Origin of the sequence: Xenorhabdus sp. PB30.3, from assembly GCF_963895965.1 — a bacterium.
Classification (GTDB): domain Bacteria; phylum Pseudomonadota; class Gammaproteobacteria; order Enterobacterales; family Enterobacteriaceae; genus Xenorhabdus; species Xenorhabdus stockiae.
Map to the genome: position 1 here is coordinate 20978 of NZ_CAWQMW010000188.1, position 25282 is coordinate 46259.

The 25282-nt window shown below is 41.8% G+C and carries 20 protein-coding genes; 12 read left to right on the forward strand and 8 right to left on the reverse strand.

Features of this window, described 5'->3' with window-relative positions; all coding sequences use genetic code 11:
* Positions 1–1200: an MFS transporter gene (locus tag AACX38_RS19685; protein WP_228863278.1), complete on the reverse strand. Its 1200-nt coding sequence runs from the start codon at positions 1198–1200 to the stop codon at positions 1–3.
* 135 nt (positions 1201–1335) lie between these two features.
* Here AACX38_RS19685 and AACX38_RS19690 point away from each other — a divergent pair, with 135 nt between their 5' ends.
* Entirely contained in the window at positions 1336–1923 is a 588-nt protein-coding gene (locus AACX38_RS19690) for a TetR/AcrR family transcriptional regulator (RefSeq protein WP_228863279.1), read from the forward strand.
* 32 nt (positions 1924–1955) lie between these two features.
* Positions 1956–2831: an EamA family transporter gene (locus AACX38_RS19695; RefSeq protein WP_228863280.1), complete on the forward strand. Its 876-nt coding sequence runs from the start codon at positions 1956–1958 to the stop codon at positions 2829–2831.
* A gap of 134 nt (positions 2832–2965) precedes the next feature.
* Here the strand turns inward: AACX38_RS19695 and AACX38_RS19700 are convergent, their stop codons facing one another.
* Positions 2966–4555, reverse strand: coding sequence for an ATP-binding cassette domain-containing protein (locus AACX38_RS19700; RefSeq protein ID WP_228863281.1), 1590 nt, complete (start codon positions 4553–4555; stop codon positions 2966–2968).
* A 419-nt stretch (positions 4556–4974) separates the two neighbouring features.
* Here AACX38_RS19700 and mutT point away from each other — a divergent pair, with 419 nt between their 5' ends.
* Positions 4975–5376, forward strand: a complete 402-nt coding sequence (gene mutT, locus AACX38_RS19705) for an 8-oxo-dGTP diphosphatase MutT (RefSeq protein ID WP_099111411.1) — start codon at positions 4975–4977, stop codon at positions 5374–5376.
* Between the two features lie 227 nt (positions 5377–5603).
* Here mutT and yacG read toward each other — a convergent pair whose 3' ends face one another.
* The 6 genes from yacG to ppdD form a co-directional block, all read right to left on the reverse strand.
* Positions 5604–5801, reverse strand: coding sequence for a DNA gyrase inhibitor YacG (gene yacG / locus AACX38_RS19710; protein ID WP_086955899.1), 198 nt, complete (start codon positions 5799–5801; stop codon positions 5604–5606).
* Positions 5802–5832: 31 nt separating this feature from the next.
* Positions 5833–6591 (reverse strand): cell division protein ZapD, encoded by a 759-nt coding sequence (gene zapD, locus AACX38_RS19715; RefSeq protein ID WP_228863282.1) that lies wholly within the window; start codon positions 6589–6591, stop codon positions 5833–5835.
* Positions 6584–7207 (reverse strand): dephospho-CoA kinase, encoded by a 624-nt coding sequence (gene coaE, locus AACX38_RS19720; protein WP_228863283.1) that lies wholly within the window; start codon positions 7205–7207, stop codon positions 6584–6586. Before coaE ends, zapD begins: the two co-directional genes overlap by 8 nt.
* A gap of 188 nt (positions 7208–7395) precedes the next feature.
* On the reverse strand, positions 7396–8595 hold the full coding sequence (hofC, locus tag AACX38_RS19725; protein ID WP_228863284.1) for a protein transport protein HofC: 1200 nt from the start codon (positions 8593–8595) through the stop codon (positions 7396–7398).
* A 30-nt stretch (positions 8596–8625) separates the two neighbouring features.
* Entirely contained in the window at positions 8626–10134 is a 1509-nt protein-coding gene (gene gspE, locus AACX38_RS19730) for a type II secretion system protein GspE (protein ID WP_228863285.1), read from the reverse strand.
* Between the two features lie 122 nt (positions 10135–10256).
* A complete protein-coding gene (gene ppdD, locus AACX38_RS19735; protein ID WP_228863286.1) occupies positions 10257–10679 on the reverse strand; it encodes a prepilin peptidase-dependent pilin in 423 nt (140 codons plus the stop codon).
* Positions 10680–11013: 334 nt separating this feature from the next.
* Here ppdD and ampD point away from each other — a divergent pair, with 334 nt between their 5' ends.
* From ampD to mscS, 9 genes are all read left to right on the forward strand, one after another.
* Positions 11014–11565: a 1,6-anhydro-N-acetylmuramyl-L-alanine amidase AmpD gene (gene ampD / locus AACX38_RS19740; protein ID WP_099121384.1), complete on the forward strand. Its 552-nt coding sequence runs from the start codon at positions 11014–11016 to the stop codon at positions 11563–11565.
* Positions 11562–12416, forward strand: coding sequence for a beta-lactamase regulator AmpE (gene ampE, locus AACX38_RS19745; protein WP_228863287.1), 855 nt, complete (start codon positions 11562–11564; stop codon positions 12414–12416). Before ampD ends, ampE begins: the two co-directional genes overlap by 4 nt.
* 1085 nt (positions 12417–13501) lie before the next feature.
* Positions 13502–14266 (forward strand): pyruvate dehydrogenase complex transcriptional repressor PdhR, encoded by a 765-nt coding sequence (gene pdhR, locus AACX38_RS19750; protein ID WP_228863288.1) that lies wholly within the window; start codon positions 13502–13504, stop codon positions 14264–14266.
* A gap of 240 nt (positions 14267–14506) precedes the next feature.
* Positions 14507–17170, forward strand: coding sequence for a pyruvate dehydrogenase (acetyl-transferring), homodimeric type (aceE, locus tag AACX38_RS19755; protein ID WP_099121381.1), 2664 nt, complete (start codon positions 14507–14509; stop codon positions 17168–17170).
* 13 nt (positions 17171–17183) lie between these two features.
* Entirely contained in the window at positions 17184–19049 is a 1866-nt protein-coding gene (gene aceF / locus AACX38_RS19760; protein WP_228863289.1) for a pyruvate dehydrogenase complex dihydrolipoyllysine-residue acetyltransferase, read from the forward strand.
* A gap of 202 nt (positions 19050–19251) precedes the next feature.
* Positions 19252–20679 carry a dihydrolipoyl dehydrogenase gene (gene lpdA, locus AACX38_RS19765; protein ID WP_099121379.1) on the forward strand — a complete coding sequence of 476 codons (1428 nt, stop codon included), beginning with the start codon at positions 19252–19254 and terminating at the stop codon, positions 20677–20679.
* 430 nt (positions 20680–21109) lie between these two features.
* Entirely contained in the window at positions 21110–23707 is a 2598-nt protein-coding gene (gene acnB, locus AACX38_RS19770; protein WP_228863290.1) for a bifunctional aconitate hydratase 2/2-methylisocitrate dehydratase, read from the forward strand.
* Positions 23708–23871: 164 nt separating this feature from the next.
* Positions 23872–24243, forward strand: a complete 372-nt coding sequence (locus AACX38_RS19775) for a YacL family protein (RefSeq protein ID WP_228863291.1) — start codon at positions 23872–23874, stop codon at positions 24241–24243.
* A gap of 98 nt (positions 24244–24341) precedes the next feature.
* Positions 24342–25214, forward strand: coding sequence for a small-conductance mechanosensitive channel MscS (mscS, locus tag AACX38_RS19780; RefSeq protein WP_228863292.1), 873 nt, complete (start codon positions 24342–24344; stop codon positions 25212–25214).
* The last annotated feature ends 68 nt before the right edge of the window (positions 25215–25282 follow it).

A 25282-nucleotide genomic window follows, 5' to 3' on the forward strand; every position in this document is an offset into this window, starting at 1 on the left:
TTATTGAATGATTTTTTTTGAATTAGTCAGTGTAAAATAACCATAATATGTGGCTATAATAATCCCTATTCCGGCAATCAAAGACACTATAAATCCACCATGAGAGCCATATATATCGACAAACTGTCCTGCAGCAGTTGCTCCTAAAGCGGCACCAGTATTGAGACCGGAAAGCAACCAGGTGAACCCTTCCGTTAATCGTTTCTCCGGAACTATTTTTTCAATTAATGCCATCGAGATGATCATTGTTGGTGCAAAGAATAAACCCGCCATGAAAACAGTGAAAGCTAAGCCGGAAATGCTGTTAACCATTAAAAAAGGAAGGGTAGTTAAAGCAGTGCCTAACCCGCCTATAAGAAATAGTTTGTATAGTGGCGTTTTCAGTTTAACTGCACCAAATATCAATCCGGCAAGGCAAGAGCCTACGGCATAAGCTGATAACACTAAACTGGCTGCAACCGGACGCCCTAATTCTTTGGCAAAAGCAACACTCGCTATATCAACAGTTCCGACAATAATCCCCATAAAAATAAACAGTAATGATAAAACCCATAAACCAGATATTTTAATAATTGAACTGTTTGTTTCTTTCGTGGTTTTTGGAATTTCAATAGTAGGTTCTGTCCTGCGAAACATCACAAATAAACATACACCTATAGCTAGCAGAAGAGCGGCCACTAGAGGCCCGGCTTGTGGGAAAAAGGCTACGCTCAGGCCAATTGATATCGGTGGGCCAATAATGAATGATATTTCATCAAATACTGTTTCGAGGGAATATGCAGTTTGTAGTTGAGGTTGACCACGATAGATAGCTGTCCAGCGGGCACGCACCATTGCCGACATACTGGGCATAAAACCAGCCAGAGAAGAACATAAAAATAATGTCCAGATAGGTGCCCGCCAGTACGCACAGGCTAAAAGGGCTAATATACCCAAAACGCTTATAGTTGTAGCAATGGGTAGGACAATATATTGTCCATGATGATCTGCTAAGCGAGAAATTTGTGGGGATATCAGTGCATAGGTTAATATAAAAATTGCTGATACTGATCCCGCTAATCCGTAGCTACTACTTAGCTGTGATAACATGACTATGATGCCAATTCCAGTCATAGGAAGTGGCATACGAGCTATAAAACCCGCCAAAGAAAATCTTGCTGCACCAGATGCTTTGAATAACTCACTATAAGGATTGCTCATATTGCTTCTCATTGTGATAATTGGTTGCATAAAAGTTAGGTTGCCAACAAACATACGATACGTATGTAAAATTAACATGCCAGCATACGCAGCGTATGTCAATGAGTTGTAAATTGCATATTAACGGAAGGATAAATGGCCCGGCGAACCCGTACAGAAATGATAGAAGAGACACGTAGCAAATTATTGGCTGCTGCGCGCAATGCTTTTGGCTCTTTAGGTTATGCTAATACTTCAATGGATGATTTTACGGCTAAGGCTGGTCTTACACGTGGTGCTTTATATCACCATTTCGGTGATAAAAAAGGCTTATTAATGGCTGTAGTGGAACAAATCGATTCAGAGATGGATCAACATCTCCAGTCGATATCTGATAACGCAAAAGATTCATGGACTGGATTTCGTGATAGATGTCGGGCTTATTTAACAATGTCACTTAATCGGGAATTCCAACAAATCGTATTAAGAGATTCGAAAATTATTCTTGGCGATCAATTCAGAGAATCTCAATCTTACTGTATTTCATCAATGAAAAAACTACTGGAAAAAATGATTATTGAGAAAAAAATAAAAGATGTTGATGCCGAATCTTTGGCTTGCCTAATAAATGGAAGCTTAGTTGAAGCCGCTTTGTGGATTGCTGATGATACAGATCAAAAAGCTAAACTTGAAAAAATCATTCCTGCTTTTGATTTATTACTTGATGGTTTGAAATGTGATTGATTTTATAACTAATTTAATAAATGTATATAAATATGAAATTATCAGATTTACTGCTAGCCATAGCAGTAACCGGGGTATGGGGATTAAATTTTAGTGTTATTAAGTTAGGGCTAAATACGCTAGATCCATTTTTATTAGCTGGGTTACGTTTCTTATTATGTGCTTTACCAGCTGTATTCTTTATTCGTCGACCTGATGTTCCAATGAAAATTGTTGGGTTATATGGACTAATCTTTGGTGTGGGTCTATGGGGAATGGTGAATTTTGGTGTCAAAATGGGAGTTTCTGCGGGTGTTTCCTCTCTATTGTTACAATTTAGTTCATTTATTACTATCGCAATGGGGTATTTCTTTCTCAAAGAGCACATTCATTTTCATCAAATAATAGGTTTTATACTGTCAGTTATTGGTTTAGGGTTTATTATGGCTTTAACTGATGGCTCAATTACCTATTTAGGTGTGATTGTAATACTATTTGGCGCTGTGAACTGGAGTGTCGCTAATATTATTGTAAAAAAATCAGGTGGGAAAAATATATTTGGTTTTTTAGTCTGGTCATGTGTTTTCTCCCCTTTACCTCTATTTCTTATGGGGTATGGGATTAATGGTTCTACGGTATTATTTAATTTTGTTGAAAATTTGAATGTGACTGCTATATTTTCCATTCTATTCCAAGCCTATCTTACAACTTTAATAGGGTATTGGATATGGAATTTATTGTTGAAAAAATATCCCGTTTCCAAAGTTGCTCCGTTGTCTTTATTGGTTCCGGTTTTTGGTTTTATTGGAAGTGCAGTTATTTTTGGTGAAGTGATGAGTAATGAAAAAATAATTGCATGTGTTTTTATTTTGATTGGACTGGCCATATCGCTATATGGGAATAAGTTAGTGAAAAAACCTCGAGCATGAATAGTTTGATTTTCGGGATAGCTTATCATCATTTTGTATTCCCCAATTTTCGGGGAATACAATTATTACACTAGAAATTTATATTTAAATGATTTCTATATATTTATAGTAGTGCATAAAATCACATAGTCAGATTAACCTCCCAGTATAAGCTCCTGCATATTGCCTATACTCTCAATAAATTGATCATCATGAGAAATTAATACCATAGCACCAGTGTAATCATGTAGTGCTTTCTGGAGTAACTCACGGGATTCAATATCCAGATGATTATCCGGTTCATCTAACAGCAGGAGTGCCGGTGCTGAAGGCCCACAAAATAAACAGGCAAGGGCGACTTTCAGTTGTTCTCCTCCACTTAGATAACCGACAGGTTTTAGAGCCTCTTCACCTCGCATACGCAGTTGCGCCAGCCGAGTACGATAACGATCTTCCGTCCAGCCTGGTGACTGTAATTGAAAGTTATACAAAGCTGACTGGGTTTTATCGAGGAATGAGAAATGCTGGTCCATTAAACGATGTGAAGGTGTAATGCGACAAGCGCCCTGTTTTGGCATCAGTGAGCCAGTTATGACTTTCAGTAAAGTCGATTTTCCGCTGCCATTTTTCCCTGTGATAGCGAGGCGCTCACCGTTATTGATGGTCAAGCTGATAGGGGAATCTGACCCAAAGGGTAAAATAATATCCTGTAGATAAAGTAACGGAGGTGTTGCTGCCTGAGGGGTTGCAACAGCAATTGACAGCGGATCAATAATGTCGAGTTTTGCTCTGGCATCAGTCGCTAAGGAAGAACTGCGCTGTAGCCTTTCTTCATTCTGTTTTGCCAGCCGTGACAGTGTGGATTCAGAGCGGTTCAATGCGCGATCCAGCAGAATTGTAGCTTGATTAGCATTTTCCCTACGTTGTTTCCCCTGGCTCTGTCTTTTATCAGATTTTTCTCGATCTCTTTGTTTATCCCGTATGGCTTGTTTGAGGTTTTTTCTGGTCTGATCTACATCGCGCTGTATACCTAGTCTTAGCTGTTCTTTACTGTTCAGCCATGTTTCCCAGCCACCAATACTACGTGATAATCCTAACCCGTTCAGCTCATAAACAACGGAAACATGCTGTAAGAGCTTAGGATCATGTGTAACCAGTAAAATGCCACCGTTGAAAGTTGCCAACCATTGTGCTAACCAGAGACGCCCCTGTCTATCAAGGTGATTACTTGGTTCATCCAGAATCATAAAGCCGGCCCCCTGTTTTTTGAGAGACAGTAGCCGAAGTCGGGTTTGTTCTCCTCCGCTGAGTAAATTAAAGGGCTGGTTTAATATCTCTGGAGCCAGTTCACCTTCTGCCAGTAAAGATTCGATCTGAAATTGCCAATCCCAGTTTCCTTCCATAACATCAAAATCTGCGGCTTCACCAATACCTGCAAGAATACGCTCATTCGCATTGATAATATCAGTGAGTCCGAATATGTTGGCTGAACTACCTGTAAAAGCAGACAAGCCTTGCGACAGATAACCCACATCACAAAAATGTTTGACACTTCCTTCCGATGGTGGAGTTTGTTTTGCCAGTATTGATGCTAACCAGGATTTACCAATACCATTACGGCCTACCAGTGCGTGTTGCCCTGCATGCAGAGTAATATCAATATCGGAAAATAGTGGTTTAAGTTCACCCGAAAATTGATGGGCTATTTTTTTTGCTTCGATTAATGGTTGACCTTCATATTGCATGAATGATTCTCCCTCAATCTTTATTGTATGATTTAATTATTTTTATTCTTGGATAAAACCTTATTTGACGTTTTTTCCATTCATTTTCTAGCTGCCTTCTTTTTGTCGTATTGTTTGGTTAATGTAAGTTTGTTGTTCTTCAAATTGCTTTTTATTATCTGCGTTGTTCATCCGATTAGCGTAGTTACAAGCATAGATTATCTAAGCGCCTAAGGAGTGTTTTTTTGCCGCAGTGATACACTTTGAAATCGATTGAATATACTTCTTATGAATAGAAATGCATCAAGTATATATAATATTCTTTTATGCATGAAGATACAGATAAAAAGAAATGTGAATTGATGCAGGTCTCGTGAGATTATATCTTCCCATAAGGCTGTTTATTATGGCCTGTAAGAACGACCATCATGGAAAACGTTATGGAAAAAAAACATCTGCATATTGCGGCAGGCATTATTAAAAACAGCAATAATGAAATTTTTATTACCCAACGTCGTGCCGACTCACATATGGGCGGATTTTGGGAATTTCCGGGAGGAAAGCTTGAACAGGGAGAAACACCAGAACAAGCTTTAATAAGGGAGTTAAAAGAAGAAGTTGGTATCACGGTAACTCATTGTGAACTGACGGAAACTATCACTCATGAATTTACGGATAGGAATATCACTCTTTACTTTTTTATGGTTGATCAATGGGAAGATGAGCCATTTGGAAAAGAAGGGCAGCCTTCCCGCTGGCTCCTGCAAACTGAATTAGTTGCTGATGAATTCCCGCCAGCAAACCGTAGTATCGTTGGTTTATTGACTAAATCTGCGGGCTAACTTGAGCAAAGATAGCGTCGAACTTATCCGACGCTATCTACACTTCATCTTTCAATTGCCTCTTTGTTGGCTACGCTTGCTCACCCTAGTCACCGTTTTCATAAAAAGACGGTTATCTATGTTCCCAGAGATTACTGAGAGGCCAGCCTTTGGCTGGGCAAATTCGTTCCCGACGAATTTGTTACTCCCTTGCCGCCACGACGCATCTTGAAATCCATCAAGTGATTTTACTGTTCAGGCAGTTCACTCCATTCATCGTTTTCTGTGCTGTCGCCCTGACTTGGTATTTTCTTTTCTTCATTAGCCCATTCGCCTAAGTCGATTAATTGACAACGCTTACTGCAAAACGGTCGGTGTGGGCTAATTTCCCCCCAGATTACGGCCTGCCCACATGTAGGACATGCGACAGTCAATATTTCAGACATGCTGTTTTCTCCTGCTTAGTTTGAGGGTATGTTAACAGCAGGCCAATTCAAATGACAAATGTGCAGGTACCGTACCATTTTCACTGTCCATTGGCAGAAACCGGATAGCAAAGCGGGTTTTGTGGCCAGAAACTTGTGGATAAATTAATTGGTTTTCCGAAATATCTAGTTTTAACCTTAGCAAATCGGCATCACCAGCATTCCCCTGAAAAAAACCGTTATGGCTTACCTGAGAAGAGAACATTGTTGACTGTCGTATCAGCTCCAGAATGCTTTCTAATGCCTGTTTTAATGGTAGGAGGCTGTTTAGCCAAGAGCTGACGGTTTCATCCCGGGTAGACTGTGGCAGATGAAGCCACAGATACAATGTCGGCAGATCAAAACTACAACATCCGCCCGGAATACTGAGTCGTTGGCGAACCATGCTGATGATTCGGTCTTCTTTAATCTGTTGGCTAAGGCGGGGAGCATGGTGTAACGCAAGGCTCCGTTCCTTCAGTTGTTCTACCAGACTGTGAACCATCGTCGTATCTACATTGGGAGCATTGAGCCATTGTCTTAATTTTATTTGCTGGCGTTCCAGTTCCTTTAATAACTCAGAACGTACTTCACCACGTTCCAGTATCTCAATTAACTCGGCGATTGTGCGAAAAAATGCCAAGCTGTTTGCTTGTGAATCCAGATGAGACTGTTTTTCGAGTTGTTGCAGTGAAGATTCAATCCTCAACCATGAACGCATCTTTTCATTTAGCGGGTGTTCAAAAATAATAGTAGAGGTTGCATCATTCATTGCGTTCTTCCTGTCTGACTGATTCTGCTTGTTTCAAATATTGTTGATGTAGTTCGGCTATACGTACAGTGAGATCTTGCTCTTTTTGATCGTTTAATATGACATCATCTGCTTTTTCCAGACGTTCATTGCGGTCAGCCTGTGCAGCCAGAATATTTTCAACCTGTTCCCGGCTGACGCCATCACGCGTGATTGTCCGGCTGATTTGTACTTCAGGGGAAACATCAACTACTAAGATTCGGTCAGCTAAATGCATTAAATTATTTTCTATTAACAGAGGTACAACCCAAATAGCATAAGGGGTATTGATTTGGTTCAGTTGTCGTTGTGTTTCTGCGTGTATTAGTGGATGAAGAAGTGAGTTGAGCCACTGTTTTTCTTCTGGCGCAGCAAAAATTTTTTGGCGTAGCACGGCGCGGTTTAAACAACCATCCGATAATAGGATATCCGAGCCAAAGTGTTCAGCGATTGTTTGTAATGCGGGAGAACCAGGGGCAACAACTTCTCTGGCAATAATATCTGCATCAACAAGCGGGACACCAAGGGATGAAAATACATTAGAGATAGTTGTTTTACCACTACCAATTCCACCTGTGAGTGCAACAATATAAGTCATTCTATCCTTCAAATATTCTGATAGCCTATATAAATAAATTGTAACTCAAGGGAGGCATATGGGCTATAAACAAACATATATAATTCTTGTTATTACAATCATGCTCCACTTACATAGTTATCGATCCCCTTGGAAGGTTGATATCAGTACCGCCGTAACATAACTAGAAATTCAGTGTATATAATATGTTAGGTCAAAATAGTACCCAATTGAAAAATTGGCAAATACATAGCGAGTAGTAACAGGCCTACAATTATTGCCATGATCAGCATTAATACAGGTTCAAGTAAGTTAGCTAAATTATCAGCGCAGTTTATAAATTGCTCTTGATACCATATCGCTAGATTACCTAAAAATAACTCAAGTTCACCTGATTCTTCACCAATTATGACGAACTGTTTACATAATGGGGGAAAACAATACTCTTTTTTTAAGGCATGACTCATTGGTACACCTTGCTGTATTTTTCGATGAAGGTTTTTGATTCCAGCTATAAATAAAGGATGATGGGTTGCATTCATTGCACATTCCAAACCAATGGTTAACGTTAATCCCGCTTTTTGAGTCATAAATAGAATATGAAATATCTGGCTGGTATGCCGATATGTTATGAGTTTTTTGAAAAGTGGTAGTCGGGTAAAAAATATTTTTTCTTTTTTGTACAATGTAGGAAACCGAGAGCGTAATCCTAAATAACTAATTGTCATTATTAATGTTGTTATGAAAATAAAGAAACCATGATTAATCAGAAAGTCAGAGACAGATAAGAGTAGCTGTGTTAATAAAGGTAGTGAGGCACCAAATGCAGAATAAACCTGTTTGAATTCAGGTAGAACGAAAATCAGCATTAATAAGATAACGATTATAGCAACAAGAGAAATTATCAATGGATAACGATACGCTTTTTGGAATTTTTTATGCAATATATTCTGCTGCTCTAGTCGATTAATAAGCAACTGACAGCAAGATTCAAGTTGACCTGTTTGTTCTCCTACTGCAATAAACTGACAGAATAAAGGAGAAAACAGTTGTGGATAATTCTGTAAAGCGATAGAGAATGATTCTCCCTGACTAATCTTATAGATAATATCAGCTAATATGCATCTCCAAATCACATTTTTACATTCTGGTAAGAGAATATTAAGAGCCTGTAACAAGGGAATACCTGATGTCAGCAGTGTATTTAGTTGCTGGGTGAAATGTAGCCGATAAGACATTTCTTTTTCACTGTAATAAATAATCTGTCGGCGTCTAATGGTGTAGGGTTGTAGTTCAAGCTGGCTCAGATAGTTGAAAATCACTTTTCTGTTCTCACCTATATTTTCTCCTGTTACAATATTTCCTTTTTTATTCACAGCTTTCCAGTGATAAATAAATTCTATTTTCATTTTTTTGCCTTCTATATGGATATTTATTGATTATGCTTCCTGGCCTAGAGTCTGATAAATCTCTTCCAGCGTTGTTATACCTTGCCCGACCAATGTTAATCCGGCAGATAAAAGCGTGGATTTTTGTTGCAGGGTTGGTAAGCAGGGTATCTTGTCAGAAGGTTGTTCTGATAAGGTCTGTTGAAGTTCAGGTTTTATTTCGAGAAATTCATAGATGGCTGTTCTGCCATAATAGCCAGAAAAGCAGTGCTCACAACCAACAGCGACCCATGTTTTTACTGCTATATTTTGTTTTTTATCGTTATTTTCAGTATGTATAAATTCAGACTTTTCTGCGGGTTGACGGCAATGGGGACAAAGCTTGCGGACTAATCTCTGAGCAATAATTAATTTAACACATGAAGCGGTGGTATAACCTGAAATCCCCAGATGTTGCAGGCGTGATAAGGTATCTATCGTCGAATTAGTATGTAGGGTGGATAAAACCAAGTGGCCTGTTTGAGCAGACTTCATCGATATTTCAGCAGTTTCGTTATCACGAATCTCACCAACCATGATGATATCGGGATCCTGTCTGAGTAATGCCCGCAAAACTTTGGCAAAATCTAGCCCGATTTTATTATTTACTTGTGTTTGATTAATTCCCTGTAAGGGGATTTCTATAGGATCCTCAACGCTACAGATGTTTTTCTGAGTTTGATTTAAATATTTCAGGCAACTGTATAATGTGACGGTTTTCCCGCTTCCTGTTGGGCCAGTTACTACAATCATTCCTTGTGGTACATGAAGTTTTTGAACTAAAAGCTGTAGCTGAGATTCAGACAGGCCAAGTTGTTCCAATGATAGTTGTTGTATGGTGCTGAGAATACGTAGAACAATTTTTTCTCCATATAGGGTGGGTAATGTTGAGATGCGTATTGCATAACGGTTTTTATTATCATTCCAGTCAAATTGCCCATCTTGTGGCTGACGTTTTTCCGCAATATTGAGTTTCGCCATAATTTTTAAACGGGCAGGGATGCCTGTATTCATTTGAGGAGGAGGTGGTGGCATAAAATGTAATGAACCATCAACCCGAATACGTATTTGATAGTTATTTTGTAATGGCTCAAAGTGAATATCTGACGCTCTTTTTTGTATAGAGATAGATATTGTTTGATTAATTAACTGAATAACAGGAGTGTCAATGTTTTCTGGATTGCTTTCAATTATTTGTTTTTCATTGTAATTGTTATTTTGAGTAGTTAAATTTTCTATCCGATAGGTTTCTGTTTCACCATTTTCTGAGCAGTAGTTTTCTGTGTAGTTAGGTAGTATGTGTTTCTGTGTCAACATGGATTCTATTTTGGCTTTTGGCCAAATATTAAAATCAATTATGGCACCAGAAATAAAACGTAATGCAGTAATAAACTCTTCATTAGGTGATTGGCTACAGGCAATAGTGATAGAATAACTATTTCTTTTTATAATTATTGCCTGATGTTTCTGGCATAATTCGTCAATTTCTTTTTCCATTAAATTGCTTTCCATATTTCTCATTTAACTTATTCCTTAGGTTTTAAAAACGAATGGCTGTTTTTGTAAATATAAGGCTGTTTGCATTTTCAGTGGAGGTTTATATTTAATCTCTTTTAAATGCTAATATTTTTTTACTTGTTTTTTTAAAATTTTAATGTTTCCTGACATTTTGTTTTTAACGATTCACTTTCAGAATTGCACATAACTTGCCAATGAGTCATACCAGTTTTGGTATCTTGATCTGGTTTTAAGGTGATATTTAGGCCACTGAGGTTTTTCTGGCCAATAATATTGGCTTCTCCTTCTTTTACTGTAATTGTATTGATGTAACGGCTATTAAACCCTGATGGAATTGATTTATGCCCAGAACTGCATTCTTTGTAATTTCCGGTTTCAAAATGACAAATATCAATGCCAGATTTATAAGGAACAATAGATTGTAGCATATCAGTCAGTGCTGCCTTTTGGATATATCCCTGATAGCTAGGAATACCAATCGCACCGAGGATAGACACTATTGCCATTACCACCATAACTTCCATTAATGTAAATCCTTGTTGATTCATATTATTGCTTCCTCATTTTGTGTTTTTTATTCGATCTCTACATAGCTTCGTTATTTTTTAAAATAAAAGCATGATATTTATTATTTGCTGATGCCAGTTAGCATGAATGTTTTCTTAAAAAATAAAATAAGATAAATGAAATTTATGGAAGAGATTCAAAGAAAATAATTATTAATTACATTTAATACCGGGAAATTTTCGAGCTTGCTCGCAAATGAAAACATGAACAACAATACTCCTCGATTGAAAAATTTAACCTGTTACACTTTGGCTGCATCTTGAAATTCATAGGGTATATACTCAATAGATTTTGAAAGATGGAGGAATCGAGGGTATGAGGTTACATGAAGGGTGGATTGTTGATGCCAGAAAGGTGATTTCACCGCATTATGATCTGCGCCCAGCAGGGGAAATCCCATCATTATTGGTTATACATAACATTAGTTTACCGCCTGGTAAGTTTGGCGGGCCGTATATTGATCAGCTATTTATGGGGACGTTGGATCCGAATGAAGACCCTTTCTTTCAGGAAATAAAAGGATTAAGGGTTTCTGCGCACTGTCTGATTCGTCGTGATGGTGAAGTTGTGCAATATGTTCCTTTCGACAAAAGAGCCTGGCATGCAGGGGTTTCCTGTTATTGTGATCGGGAAACGTGCAATGATTTTTCAATAGGCATTGAGTTAGAAGGTACTGATTACGAGCCATTTACTGAAATTCAGTACACTAAGCTGGCGGAGGTGACTGAGTTACTTATCAGTCATTATCCTGATATCCGTAATAATATTACAGGTCATAGTGATATCGCTCCGGGCAGGAAAACTGACCCAGGGCCTTATTTTTACTGGGAACAGTATCGGCAGTTATTAAAGGAGCGAGTTGGATGACTCTCTTTATTCTATTGTTAATACTGGCATGGGAACGCATTTTTAAGATGGGAGACCATTGGCAGTTAGAACATTATCTGTCTCCTTTTTTTGCCAGAGTAAAAGTATATTCACTGTGGGTCAGTTTAGTGATGGCATTTGTAGTTGCTTTTTTGACCTGGAAAATTATTGATGTACTGAGTGTTATTGCTTTTGGTATCCCTGCGATCCTGTTATGCATCATGATTAGCTTGTTATGTATCGGTGCCGGCTCTTTGCGCCATAGTTATCGTGAATATCTCCGTTCTGTACGCACTGGTGATTTAGAGCAACAGAATATTCATCTTACAAATTTACTTATAGGGCAACAGAACCCGCCTGAGATGACAAAAGATGATCGCTTGCGTGAAATACAGAACGCATTGATCTGGATAAATTTCCGCTATTATCTTGCCCCTATTTTCTGGTTAGTTGTTATGGGGGAGTTTGGTCCGGCCATTTTAATGGGATACTGTTTCCTGAGAGCTTATCAGAGATGGTTGGCGCAATGCAGAACTTCTGTGCAGCGTGCACAATCCGGAGTTGATGCGTTATTAAATTGTTTGGATTGGATACCAGCACGTTTGGCGGGTATTGCTTATGCTTTGCTAGGGCATGGGGAAAAAGCGTTACCGGCCTGGATTGCATCACTTAGTGATTTGCGGACATCACAATATAAAGTGGTCAGTCAATTGGCTCAATTTGCATTGAGCAAGGAACCTCATTTAGATCTTTTGAATAGCCCCCTTGCTGCGGTAAAAATTGCGAAAAAAGCAACATTTACCATTGTGATTATTGTCGCACTGTTGACGATTTATGGGGCGTTAGCATAAAAAAATCCCGCCTGTGTCTATATGTGGCATCTGGCGGGAATTACTTTAAAAGGATTTTTATACCGTTCATTTTTTCAGGTTGTAGCTTCCGGCTAGTGATACTGCTAATGGGCATCATTGACCCCAGTTAGACAACTTGAAATATGTTGGTATATATCAAATTAGCCTGAGTATACCCTTAATCTTTAGAGTAACTTCTGCGTTGGCTGGTTTTTCAGTTACATATACATAGTTCTCTATGTTACTGATAACCGACTCTATTTGCATTTGCCGACGTGACTCAACTCGAAATCTATTGGGTATATATTCATCCTGAAACGTTAGAATATTCCCTGAGTTGGCAATTAAATTAACCAATTAAGAAATGTCCATAACATTTTTGTTATTCCTGGGGGAGGGTATTGTATTTAACGCTTTTTATATGTGTTTTTGACTACTTGTTGCTGCCACTGCATTGGTTTGCCACTGCTATCTTGTCTGCAACTGTAATAAAATGATTCAGTATGAAATCTGCACGGTAGATTGGCTCCATAGTAAAATACTTAAGTTATTTTTGTGATTAACTATTTTAAATTAAGTTCTGTTAATTGCATAATCATGGTGCTGTCTTGATAAGTAATAAGTGCTATGGCCCTTATTTTATTCACTATATTGTGTAAGTTATATGTTATATCGTAACGTATAAATTTAAATAACAAATAAACAAAAGAATCAATATATTAAATAAATTATAACAATGACTAATGAGTTTAATCTGTATCTTTACCACTCCTACCTGTTTTACTGCCTAAAAATTCCATTTAGTTATAATTTTCTGATAAAAATTAAAATAATTTGTTAAAATTTGCAGGTTTTTATGATTTAGCCCAAGGTCTTTATAGACAGCTAGTGAATACTTTGTTACTTTATGGCCTGTATTCTAAATTGGTATTACCAATTGACTAAATCCCAGCTAAACGAGGTTAATTGAATGAGGTCGATCAACTGAAGGTTAGTCTGAATACTCTGTTAAACAGGGTATAGGGGTATAGTTCATCATAAATTGTTCAAAGTAACACTTACTTACTGAATGGCTTACAGCAGATATGGCTTATAGCAAAATTCGCCAACCAAAGTTATCAGATGTGATTGAGCAACGTCTGGAAAACCTCATTCTCGAGGGCTCGTTGCGCCCCGGGGAAAAGCTGCCGCCTGAGCGTGAGCTGGCGAAGCAGTTTGAGGTATCACGTCCTTCATTGCGCGAAGCCATTCAAAAACTAGAAGCCAAAGGGTTTCTTTTCCGTCGTCAGGGTGGAGGAACTTTTGTACAGAATAATCTCTGGCAAAGTTTCAGTGACCCGCTCGCCCAACTTATTGCAGAGAATCAGGAATCACAGTTTGATCTCCTCGAAGCACGTCATGCGCTGGAAGGTATCGCAGCTTATTATGCGGCGCTCAGAGGGACAGATGAAGATTTTAAACGCATTAAGGAAAGCCATCTCGCGATTCAGGAAGCACAGCAAAGCGGGAATATTGGTGCGGAATCTGATGCAGTTCTGCAATATCAACTTATTGTCACAGAAGCAGCACATAATGTGGTTTTGCTGCATTTACTGCGTTGTATGATCCCGATGCTGGAACAAAATATCCGGCGCAATTTCGAGTTCATTTATACCCGTAAAGAAATGTTGGCGGCAGTGAGTGACCATAGGGCAGCGATTTTTCACGCAATAATGGCGAAAGAACCGGAAAAAGCCCGTGAAGCTTCGCATCGTCATTTGTCTTTCATTGAAGAAGTTTTATTGGATCTGACTCGTGAGCATACCCGTCGTGAACGCTCACTGAGACGGCTCCAACAACATCAGGAATAAGAGCCTATCCTCTGGGGCGTCATGGATTAAAACAACTCCCAAATGGGGTAGGTCCTAAATTGACTGTGCAGATCCTGGCTGCTGCGTCTGTACAGTCGTTATGCTCTTTTTGAAGAGTTTTAGCGGCAACATATAGCAGGGCCTATCTTCCGGTCATGACTGACTGAATGTCAAAGGGTATGACCAGAAGATAGGCTCCAAAACAACCATTAGAAATAGATAACAGATAAGGAACACACCATGTCAGATATTTTGAAAAATGACGTGGATCCGATCGAAACTCGCGACTGGTTACAGGCGATCGAATCGGTCATCCGTGAAGAAGGTGTTGAACGCGCTCAATTCCTGATTGATCAGGTTTTGAACGAAGCACGTAAAGGTGGTGTTAGTGTAGCAGCTGGTACTGCAAGCCGTGATTACATCAACACTATTCCGGTTGAGGATGAGCCGGCTTACCCTGGTAATCTGGATTTGGAGCGCCGTATTCGTTCCGCAATTCGCTGGAATGCCATCATGACTGTTCTGCGTGCATCCAAGAAAGATTTGGAGCTGGGTGGTCACATGGCTTCATTCCAGTCTTCCGCTACTGTTTATGAAGTTTGCTTTAACCATTTCTTCCGCGCTCGTAATGATAATGATGGCGGCGACTTGGTTTACTTCCAGGGCCATATTTCTCCGGGCGTTTATGCTCGTGCATTCCTTGAAGGTCGTCTGACTGAAGAGCAGATGAACAACTTCCGTCAGGAAATCGGCGGTAACGGTCTGTCTTCTTATCCGCATCCTAAACTGATGCCTGACTTCTGGCAGTTCCCGACTGTTTCAATGGGTCTGGGCCCAATCTCTGCAATTTATCAGGCTAAATTCCTGAAGTATCTGGAAAACCGTGGTCTGAAAGATACGTCTAAACAAACCGTTTATGCATTCCTGGGCGACGGTGAGATGGATGAGCCAGAATCCAAAGGTGCGATCACTATCGCAACCCGTGAAAAACTGGACAACCTGGTATTCATCATCAACTGTAACTTACAGCGTCTGGATGGCCCAGTAACTGGTAACGGTAAAATTGTTAATGAACTGGAAGGCATCTTCGCAGGCGCTGGCTGGCAGGTACTGAAAGTCCTGTGGGGCGAGCGTTGGGATGCACTGCTGCGTAAAGATACCAGCGGTAAACTGGTTCAGCTGATGAACGAAACTCTGGACGGTGACTATCAGACATTCAAGTCTAAAGATGGTGCTTATGTCCGTAAACACTTCTTCGGTCGTTACCCAGAAACTGCGGAATTGGTCAAAGATATGACTGATGACGAGATTTGGGCTCTGAACCGTGGTGGTCATGATCCTAAGAAAGTTTACGCTGCACTGAATAAAGCGCAGGAAACTAAAGGCCAACCAACTGTAATCCTGGCTCAGACCGTTAAAGGTTACGGCATGGGTGATACAGCTGAAGGCAAAAACATTGCTCACCAGGTTAAGAAAATGAACATGGAAGGCGTTCGCCAGTTCCGTGATCGTTTTAATGTGCCTGCATCTGATGAGCAAGTTGAAAACCTGCAATACGTGACTTTCGACAAAGACTCAGAAGAAGCTAAATATCTGCATGAGCGTCGTAATGCACTGGGTGGTTACCTGCCAAGCCGTCGTGTTAACTTCGACGACAAACTGGAAATCCCAGCACTGGAAGAGTTCAACTCTCTGCTGGAAGAGCAATCCAAAGAAATTTCTACCACTATCGCTTTCGTTCGTGCCCTGAACGTAATGCTGAAGAACAAGTCTATCAAAGATCGTCTGGTTCCAATCATTGCTGACGAAGCACGTACATTCGGTATGGAAGGTCTGTTCCGTCAGATCGGTATCTACAGCCCGAATGGTCAGCAGTATACTCCGCAGGACCGTGAGCAGGTTGCATACTATAAAGAAGACGCGAAAGGTCAGATTCTGCAGGAAGGTATCAACGAACTGGGTGCTGCATCATCTTGGCTGGCGGCTGCAACTTCTTACAGCACCAATAACCTGCCGATGATCCCGTTCTACATCTATTACTCCATGTTCGGATTCCAGCGTATCGGTGATCTGTGCTGGGCTGCTGGCGATCAGCAGGCTCGCGGCTTCCTGGTTGGTGGTACTTCCGGTCGTACGACTCTGAACGGCGAAGGCCTGCAACACGAAGATGGTCACAGCCATATTCAGTCTCTGACTATTCCTAACTGTATCTCTTATGATCCAGCGTTCGCTTATGAAGTGGCTGTTATCATGCATGACGGTTTGGATCGTATGTATGGTGAGAAACAAGAGAACATCTACTACTACCTCACCACTCTGAACGAAAACTACCACATGCCAGCAATGCCGGAAGGTGCTGAAGAAGGTATCCGTAAAGGTATCTATAAACTGGAAAGCATGGAAGGCGCGAAAGGTAAAGTTCAGTTGCTGGGCTCTGGTTCTATCCTGCGTCACGTTCGTGAAGCAGCTAAGATCCTGTCTGACGAGTACGGTGTTGCTTCTGACGTTTATAGCGTAACTTCCTTCACTGAACTGGCTCGTGATGGTCAGGATTGTGAGCGTTGGAACATGCTGCACCCATCAGAAGAACCACGCGTTCCTTATATCGCTCAGATCATGAACGAAGCACCAGCAGTTGCTTCTACCGATTACATGAAGCTGTTTGCTGAGCAGGTTCGTAACTTTGTACCAGCAAGCGAATTCCGCGTACTGGGTACTGACGGCTTCGGTCGTTCTGACAGCCGTGAAAACCTGCGTCACCACTTTGAAGTTGATGCTTCTTACGTGGTTGTTGCTGCTCTGGGTGAATTGGCTAAACGTGGCGAAGTTGATGTGAAAGTGGTTGAAGAAGCCATCAAAAAATACAGCATCAACCCAGAAAAAGTTAACCCACGTCTGGCATAAGAGGTAAAGATTAATGTCTATCGAAATTAACGTGCCTGATATTGGTGCAGATGAAGTTGAAGTTACCGAGATTCTGGTGAAAGTTGGTGACACAGTAGAAGTAGAACAGTCACTGATCACTGTTGAAGGTGACAAGGCTTCTATGGAAGTTCCTTCTCCACAGGCGGGTGTGGTTAAAGAGATCAAAGTTACAGTTGGTGACAAAGTTGAAACCGGCAAACTGATTATGATCTTTGAATCCGCAACTGGTGCAGCAGAAGCAGCACCTGTACAGCAGGAAGCGGCTCCGGCAGCAGCGCCTGTTGCCGCTGAAAGCAAAGAAGTTGCTGTACCGGATATCGGTGGTGATGAAGTTGAAGTTACCGAAATCATGGTAAAAGTCGGTGATACCATCACTGAAGAGCAATCTCTGCTGACTGTTGAGGGTGACAAGGCTTCCATGGAAGTGCCTGCGCCATTCTCAGGTACTGTGAAAGAGATCAAAATCGCGGTTGGCGATAAAGTAAAAACTGGTTCTCTGATCATGGTATTTGAAGTTGCAGGTTCTGGCGCAGCGCCAGCTCCGGCAGCAGCTCCTGCTCCAGCAGCAGCGCCTGCGGCATCTGCGGCAAAAGAAGTTAATGTACCGGATATCGGTGGTGATGAAGTTGAAGTTACCGAAATCATGGTAAAAGTCGGTGACACCATTGCTGAAGAGCAGTCACTGATCACTGTTGAAGGTGACAAGGCTTCCATGGAAGTGCCTGCGCCATTCGCAGGTACTGTGAAAGAGATCAAAATCGCGGTTGGCGATAAAGTAAAAACTGGCTCTCTGATCATGGTATTTGAAGTTGCAGGCGCAGCACCTGTGGCAGCACCTGCAGCGGCTCCGGCTCCTGCGGCTGCACCGGCGAAAGCAGCACCAGCTCCGGCTGCGGCTAAGCCAGCAGAAGGCAAAAATGAGTTTGCAGAAAATGACGCCTACGTTCATGCAACTCCGGTTATTCGCCGTCTGGCTCGTGAATTCGGTGTAAACCTGGCTAAAGTTAAAGGTACTGGTCGTAAAGGTCGTATCCTGCGCGAAGACGTTCAGGCTTACGTGAAGGATGCGATCAAGCGTGCTGAAGCTGCACCTGCGGCTGCGGGTGGTGGCTTGCCTGGTATGCTGCCTTGGCCGAAAGTTGATTTCAGCAAGTTTGGTGAAATCGAAGAAGTTGAAATGAGCCGTATCCAGAAAATCTCCGGTGCAAACCTGAGCCGTAACTGGGTAATGATCCCTCATGTTAACCTGTTCGATGAAGCGGATATCACTGAAGTTGAAGAATTCCGTAAACAGCAGAACAAAGAAGTAGAGAAGAAACAGCTGGGCGTGAAAATCACTCCGCTGGTATTCGTCATGAAAGCGGCTGCAAAAGCACTGGAAGCAATGCCTCGCTTTAACAGCTCTATCTCTGAAGATGGCCAAAAGCTGATCCTGAAAAAATACGTCAACATCGGTATTGCGGTTGATACGCCTAACGGTCTGGTTGTTCCTGTATTCAAAGATGTTAACAAAAAAGGCATCATGGAACTGTCAAGAGAACTGGCTGAAGTATCCAAGAAAGCTCGTGCTGGTAAGCTGACTGCTTCCGACATGCAGGGTGGCTGCTTCACCATCTCCAGCCTGGGTGGTATCGGTACAACCGGCTTTGCACCAATCGTGAACGCGCCAGAAGTGGCTATTATGGGTCTGTCCCGTTCTTCTATGAAGCCGGTCTGGAATGGCAAGGAATTCGTTCCTCGTCTGATCCTGCCAATGTCTCTGTCTTTCGACCACCGTGTGATCGATGGAGCTGATGGTGCTCGTTTCATCACTTATATTAATCAGTTGATGAGCGACATTCGCCGTCTGGTGATGTAATGCAAAGGCCGGTGAATAGCCGGCCTAATAATTACGACAGTGATGGAAATTTTATACTTGTATCTGACAGGTTGAGATTCCCGTCACGTTAACGCGCTTTTCAGGTTATTTACAATTCTGTAAACTGCTCGCGGTGTGTACGTCCCGGTGGAATATGGTTTTTTTTCGTCTGACCCGCCGGACAAACAATTAAGAGGTCATGATGAGTACTGAAATTAAAGCCCAGGTAGTGGTGCTTGGAGCAGGCCCAGCAGGGTATTCTGCTGCTTTTCGTTGTGCAGACTTAGGTTTGGATACCGTTCTGGTTGAGCGCTACTCTACTCTGGGTGGTGTTTGTCTTAACGTTGGTTGTATCCCATCTAAAGCATTGCTTCACGTTGCTAAAGTAATTGAAGAAGCAAAAGCGCTGGCACAACACGGTATCGTGTTTGGTGAGCCACAAACTGATATCGATAAAATCCGTCTCTGGAAAGAAAAAGTTATTTCCCAGTTGACAGGTGGTCTGGGTGGCATGGCTAAGGGCCGTAAAGTTAACGTTGTTAACGGTGTTGGTAAATTCACAGGTGCTAACACTCTGGTAGTTGAAGGCGAGAATGGCGCAACAACGATTAATTTTGATAATGCCATTATTGCAGCGGGTTCACGCCCAATTCAGCTGCCATTCATTCCGCATGATGACCCTCGCGTATGGGATTCTACTGATGCACTGGAGCTGAAAACAGTTCCGGAACGCATGCTGGTTATGGGCGGCGGTATCATCGGTCTGGAAATGGGCACTGTTTATCACGCTCTGGGTTCTCAGATTGACGTGGTTGAAATGTTCGATCAGGTTATCCCTGCTGCGGACAAAGACGTTGTTAAAGTATTCACTAAGCGTATCAGCAAGAAATTCAATCTGATGCTGGAAACCAAAGTGACTGCTGTAGAAGCCAAAGAAGATGGTATCTACGTAACAATGGAAGGTAAAAAAGCACCGGCAGAACCTCAGCGTTATGACGCAGTTCTGGTTGCTATCGGCCGTGTACCAAACGGTAAACTGATCGATGCTGGTCAGGCAGGTGTTGCTGTTGATGAGCGTGGCTTTATCAATGTTGATAAGCAAATGCGTACTAACGTACCTCATATCTTCGCTATCGGTGATATCGTTGGTCAGCCAATGCTGGCACACAAAGGTGTTCATGAAGGCCATGTTGCTGCTGAAGTTATCTCCGGTAAGAAACATTACTTCGATCCAAAAGTGATCCCATCCATTGCTTACACCGAGCCAGAAGTTGCATGGGTTGGTCTGACTGAGAAAGAAGCGAAAGAGAAAGGCATCAGTTACGAAACTGCAACTTTCCCATGGGCTGCTTCCGGTCGTGCAATCGCATCTGATTGTTCAGATGGTATGACTAAACTGATTTTCGATAAAGAAAGCAACCGTATTATCGGTGGTGCTATTGTTGGTACTAACGGCGGCGAACTGCTGGGTGAAATCGGTCTGGCTATCGAGATGGGTTGTGATGCAGAAGATATTGCTCTGACTGTTCACGCTCACCCGACTCTGTACGAATCAATCGGTATGGCTGCTGAAATGTACGAAGGCAGCATCACTGACTTGCCAAACCCTAAGGCAAAGAAAAAGAAATAATGCATTAGATTTTGCGTTATTTTTGCAGTGAATATAGGCGGCTTCTATTGTAGAAGCCGTTTGTTATTTATTTTTTCGTTAATTGGCTCTTGCATGGAGAGTCTGCTGTTTTCCTCATTTAATTATTTTCATAAATATAAATAGAGATAAGAGGTTTTCAGGACAAAACATCAACAAATAGTATTTAAATCTTAAATACACACTTTATGCACCTCTATCCAGAACTTTACTGCACTCCAATGTTGATTTTATGTGAATGAATTAACATGCCATTCAAATTTTGGTATGCTAATTGCCCGAAGCTCGGCATAATTTTGATGTTATGTGAGCAAATCCTCTGACCTGGCATCCCTAATGGTCATTTCATGGTGATCGTTACCGGGTGCAGACAGCCGGGCATATAAAAGACAATGAGAGCGAGGAGTTAGTCGTGCTAGAAGAATACCGCAGGCACGTAGCCGAACGTGCAGAGCAAGGCATCGTCCCTAAACCATTAGACGCAGCTCAAGCAGCCGCGCTGGTCGAATTACTGAAGAACCCACCTCAAGGTGAAGAAGATTTCCTGCTAGATCTGTTGACTAACCGTGTTCCCCCCGGTGTTGATGAAGCCGCTTATGTAAAAGCGGGTTTTCTTGCTGCAATCTCGAAGAGTGAAACGACTTCACCACTTATTACACCGGAAAAAGCGATTGAATTATTGGGAACCATGCAGGGTGGGTACAATATCCATGCTCTGATTGACGCTCTCGATGATGAAAAACTGGCACCCATTGCCGCTAAGGCCCTGTCTCACACGTTACTGATGTTCGACAGTTTCTATGATGTGGAAGAAAAAGCGAAAGCAGGTAATCCACATGCCAAACAAATTATCCAGTCATGGGCAGATGCAGAATGGTTCCTGCAACGCCCGGCACTGGCTGAAAAAATTACTGTTACGGTCTTCAAAGTCACTGGTGAAACTAATACAGATGACCTTTCCCCTGCACCAGATGCGTGGTCACGTCCCGATATTCCATTACATGCGTTAGCCATGCTGAAAAATGCCCGTGAAGGGATCGAGCCTGATCAGGCTGGTGTTGTTGGCCCAATTAAGCAAATTGAAGCACTCAATGAAAAAGGTCATCCTCTGGCCTATGTAGGGGATGTTGTGGGAACTGGTTCTTCCCGTAAATCTGCTACAAACTCCGTTTTGTGGTTTATGGGTGAAGATATCCCGTTTGTACCGAATAAACGTGGCGGCGGTGTTGTATTGGGTGGAAAAATTGCTCCAATATTCTTCAACACAATGGAAGATGCTGGTGCATTGCCGGTTGAGGTTGATGTATCCCGACTGAATATGGGAGATGTGATTGATATCTACCCATATAAAGGTGAAATCCGTCTTCATGATACCAATGAAGTACTGTCAACTTTTGAACTGAAAACAGATGTACTGATTGATGAAGTACGTGCCGGAGGCCGAATTCCATTAATTATCGGCCGTGGCCTGACAACCAAAGCCCGTGAATCTTTAGGGTTGCCATACAGTGATGTTTTCCGTCAGGCAAAAGCGATTGAGAAAAGTAACCGGGGTTTCACACTGGCACAGAAAATGGTTGGCCGTGCCTGTGGTACTACCGGGATCCGTCCGGGAGAATATTGTGAACCGAAGATGACTTCTGTTGGTTCGCAGGATACAACCGGGCCAATGACCCGTGATGAGTTAAAAGATTTGGCCTGTCTGGGTTTCTCCGCGGATCTGGTTATGCAGTCATTCTGCCATACTGCGGCTTATCCAAAACCTGTTGATGTAACGACACATCATACATTACCTGATTTCATCATGAACCGTGGTGGTGTATCTCTGCGTCCGGGTGATGGTATCATCCACTCATGGCTGAACCGTATGTTACTGCCGGATACCGTAGGTACAGGCGGTGACTCCCACACCCGTTTCCCTATTGGTATTTCTTTCCCTGCGGGTTCTGGTTTGGTCGCATTTGCAGCGGCAACGGGAGTTATGCCGTTGGACATGCCGGAATCTGTATTAGTGCGTTTTAAAGGGAAAATGCAACCGGGTATCACTTTGCGTGATCTGGTTCATGCCATTCCTTACTATGCGATTCAGCAAGGTTTATTAACCGTAGAGAAAAAAGGTAAGAAAAATATTTTCTCTGGTCGTATTCTGGAAATTGAAGGTTTGCCAGAACTTAAAGTTGAGCAGGCATTTGAACTGGCAGATGCATCTGCCGAACGTTCTGCGGCAGGTTGTACGATAAAACTGGATAAGTCACCGATTATTGAATACCTGCAATCCAATATCGTTCTGTTGAAGTGGATGATTGCAGAAGGTTACGGTGATCGCCGGACGCTGGAACGCCGTATTATTGGTATGGAAAACTGGCTGAAAGATCCTCAGTTACTCGAGGCGGATACAGATGCAGAATATGCTGCAGTGATTGAGATTGATCTGGCTGAGATCAAAGAGCCTATTTTGTGTGCCCCCAATGATCCGGATGATGCTCGCCTGTTATCTGATGTAGCTAACAGCAAAATTGATGAAGTGTTTATCGGCTCCTGCATGACAAACATTGGTCACTTTCGTGCTGCCGGTAAGTTACTCGATCAGCATAAAGGCCAGTTACCAACTCGTCTGTGGGTTGCTCCACCAACCAAAATGGATGCGGCTCAGCTGACTGAAGAAGGCTATTACAGTGTCTTTGGTAAGAGTGGGGCGCGCATCGAAATTCCGGGCTGTTCATTGTGTATGGGAAATCAGGCTCGGGTTGCTGATGGTGCTACGGTGGTTTCTACTTCCACGCGCAATTTCCCGAACCGTTTAGGTGCAGGAGCTAATGTTTATCTTGCATCTGCGGAACTGGCGGCTGTTGCTTCATTGCTGGGTCGTCTGCCAACGCCTAAAGAGTATCTGCAATTCATGGAGAAAGTTGATGAAACCGCAGCGGATACTTACCGCTACCTCAATTTTGATCAGTTGAACGAGTATACTGAAAAAGCGGATGATGTTATCTTCCAAACTGCCGTGTAAAAAAGTATATTGCTGAATGAATAAGGGAGGCGGATGCCTCCCTTTTTTGTGCCTGATTTTTGCGGCAGATTTTGTGTCAGTTTGTGGGCTGGCTCTGAGGTGGGAGCATCGGAAATGTTTAAAATTCGGATGTGATTGAGATAAGTAAAATGTGGAGGTATGTGATGGAATATGAATTTATGCAGGATATCACTGGTCAGGTTACAACGCGTTTTTCAATGGATCATGAAGCTATTGGTCATTGGCTTAATGAGGAGGTGAAAGACGATTTGAGCATATTAGATAAAATAACTTCAGCGCTGCTAGAAATAAAAGGCAGTGCACGCCAGTGGCAGTTGAATGGTCATGAATACACACTGTTAATGAATGAAGAAGAAATCATGATAAGAGCCAATCAACTCCAGTTTGATACTGAAGAAATGGAAGAGGGAATGAGTTACTACGATAACGAAAGTCTGGCATTTTGCGGTACAGATGATTTTATCGATATGCTGGCAAATTATAGAGACTTTGTTTTGCAAAAAAATAAAGGGTAAGTGGTTATGTTCAATCCATGGCCGCTTTCTGCCATAATTTCTATTCCATCGCTTTCGTGTTCATGTAGATAGGTTCCAACAAAAAAAGGTAGGCTTTTATGGAAGAGATCAATCTGTCCGGTGAGATAGATAAAGCAACACATTGGCTGGTCAATAATCAAGAAATACTGATCCAGTATGCAATGAATATCGTATTTGCCATTTTAATTCTGATCGTCGGTCTGTCTATTGCCAAGCTGGCATGTAAGGCAGTGAAACGCGTTATGTCGTTACGTGGTGTTGATACGACTATTTCTGACTTTTTATCAGCCATAATTCGTTATGCCATTATTGCGTTTACTATCATTGCCGTTCTCGGAAGGTTAGGGATCCAGACTGCATCTGTAATTGCGGTTATTGGTGCTGCTGGTTTAGCTGTTGGTCTGGCATTACAGGGTTCATTATCAAATTTTGCGGCAGGTGTGCTGCTGGTTATTTTCCGCCCGCTTCGTGTTGGTGAGTATGTCATCATTGGGTCAGTGGAAGGGACTGTTGTACAGGTGCAGATTTTCTCTACAACATTACGTACAGCAGATGATCGTATCATTGTTATCCCTAATGGAAAGATTATTACAAATAATATAATCAATACCAGCCGTGAACCAAACCGCCGTACTCAGATTATGGTCGGTGTGGCATATGACGCAGATATTGATGAAGTTAAGAAAGTATTGGGTGATGTTATTCAAGCGGATAACCGTATTCAGCATAACAAAGGTGTAACTATTCGGTTGCATGAAATGGCACCTTCATCACTTAATTTTATTGTACGTGTATGGACAACCAATGGTGATGCCTGGAGTGTTTATTGGGATCTGATGGAAAACTTTAAGCGAGCTTTAGATAAACATAAGATTGGTATTCCTTTCCCACAAATGGATGTTTATCTTCATCAGCAGCAGATTGCTTTGCAGAAGAACACAGATAATTAACCAAAACTTTTGATGTAAGAAAGAATTGATGTGAGAAATACTTGGTGTGAGGAATAGATACACTCACA

Coding starts and splice junctions, on each gene's coding strand:
- pdhR (WP_228863288.1), top strand. CDS start 13,502: ATGGCTTATAGCAAAATTCGCCAACCAAAGTTATCAGATGTGATTGAG.
- aceE (WP_099121381.1), top strand. CDS start 14,507: ATGTCAGATATTTTGAAAAATGACGTGGATCCGATCGAAACTCGCGAC.
- mscS (WP_228863292.1), top strand. CDS start 24,342: ATGGAAGAGATCAATCTGTCCGGTGAGATAGATAAAGCAACACATTGG.
- hofC (WP_228863284.1), bottom strand. CDS start 8,595: ATGAAAATAGAATTTATTTATCACTGGAAAGCTGTGAATAAAAAAGGA.
- AACX38_RS19685 (WP_228863278.1), bottom strand. CDS start 1,200: ATGAGCAATCCTTATAGTGAGTTATTCAAAGCATCTGGTGCAGCAAGA.
- AACX38_RS19700 (WP_228863281.1), bottom strand. CDS start 4,555: ATGCAATATGAAGGTCAACCATTAATCGAAGCAAAAAAAATAGCCCAT.
- coaE (WP_228863283.1), bottom strand. CDS start 7,207: ATGACTTATATTGTTGCACTCACAGGTGGAATTGGTAGTGGTAAAACA.
- mutT (WP_099111411.1), top strand. CDS start 4,975: ATGGAAAAAAAACATCTGCATATTGCGGCAGGCATTATTAAAAACAGC.
- ampD (WP_099121384.1), top strand. CDS start 11,014: ATGAGGTTACATGAAGGGTGGATTGTTGATGCCAGAAAGGTGATTTCA.
- lpdA (WP_099121379.1), top strand. CDS start 19,252: ATGAGTACTGAAATTAAAGCCCAGGTAGTGGTGCTTGGAGCAGGCCCA.
- AACX38_RS19775 (WP_228863291.1), top strand. CDS start 23,872: ATGGAATATGAATTTATGCAGGATATCACTGGTCAGGTTACAACGCGT.
- ampE (WP_228863287.1), top strand. CDS start 11,562: ATGACTCTCTTTATTCTATTGTTAATACTGGCATGGGAACGCATTTTT.
- aceF (WP_228863289.1), top strand. CDS start 17,184: ATGTCTATCGAAATTAACGTGCCTGATATTGGTGCAGATGAAGTTGAA.
- AACX38_RS19695 (WP_228863280.1), top strand. CDS start 1,956: ATGAAATTATCAGATTTACTGCTAGCCATAGCAGTAACCGGGGTATGG.
- zapD (WP_228863282.1), bottom strand. CDS start 6,591: ATGAATGATGCAACCTCTACTATTATTTTTGAACACCCGCTAAATGAA.
- AACX38_RS19690 (WP_228863279.1), top strand. CDS start 1,336: ATGGCCCGGCGAACCCGTACAGAAATGATAGAAGAGACACGTAGCAAA.
- ppdD (WP_228863286.1), bottom strand. CDS start 10,679: ATGAATCAACAAGGATTTACATTAATGGAAGTTATGGTGGTAATGGCA.
- yacG (WP_086955899.1), bottom strand. CDS start 5,801: ATGTCTGAAATATTGACTGTCGCATGTCCTACATGTGGGCAGGCCGTA.
- gspE (WP_228863285.1), bottom strand. CDS start 10,134: ATGAGAAATATGGAAAGCAATTTAATGGAAAAAGAAATTGACGAATTA.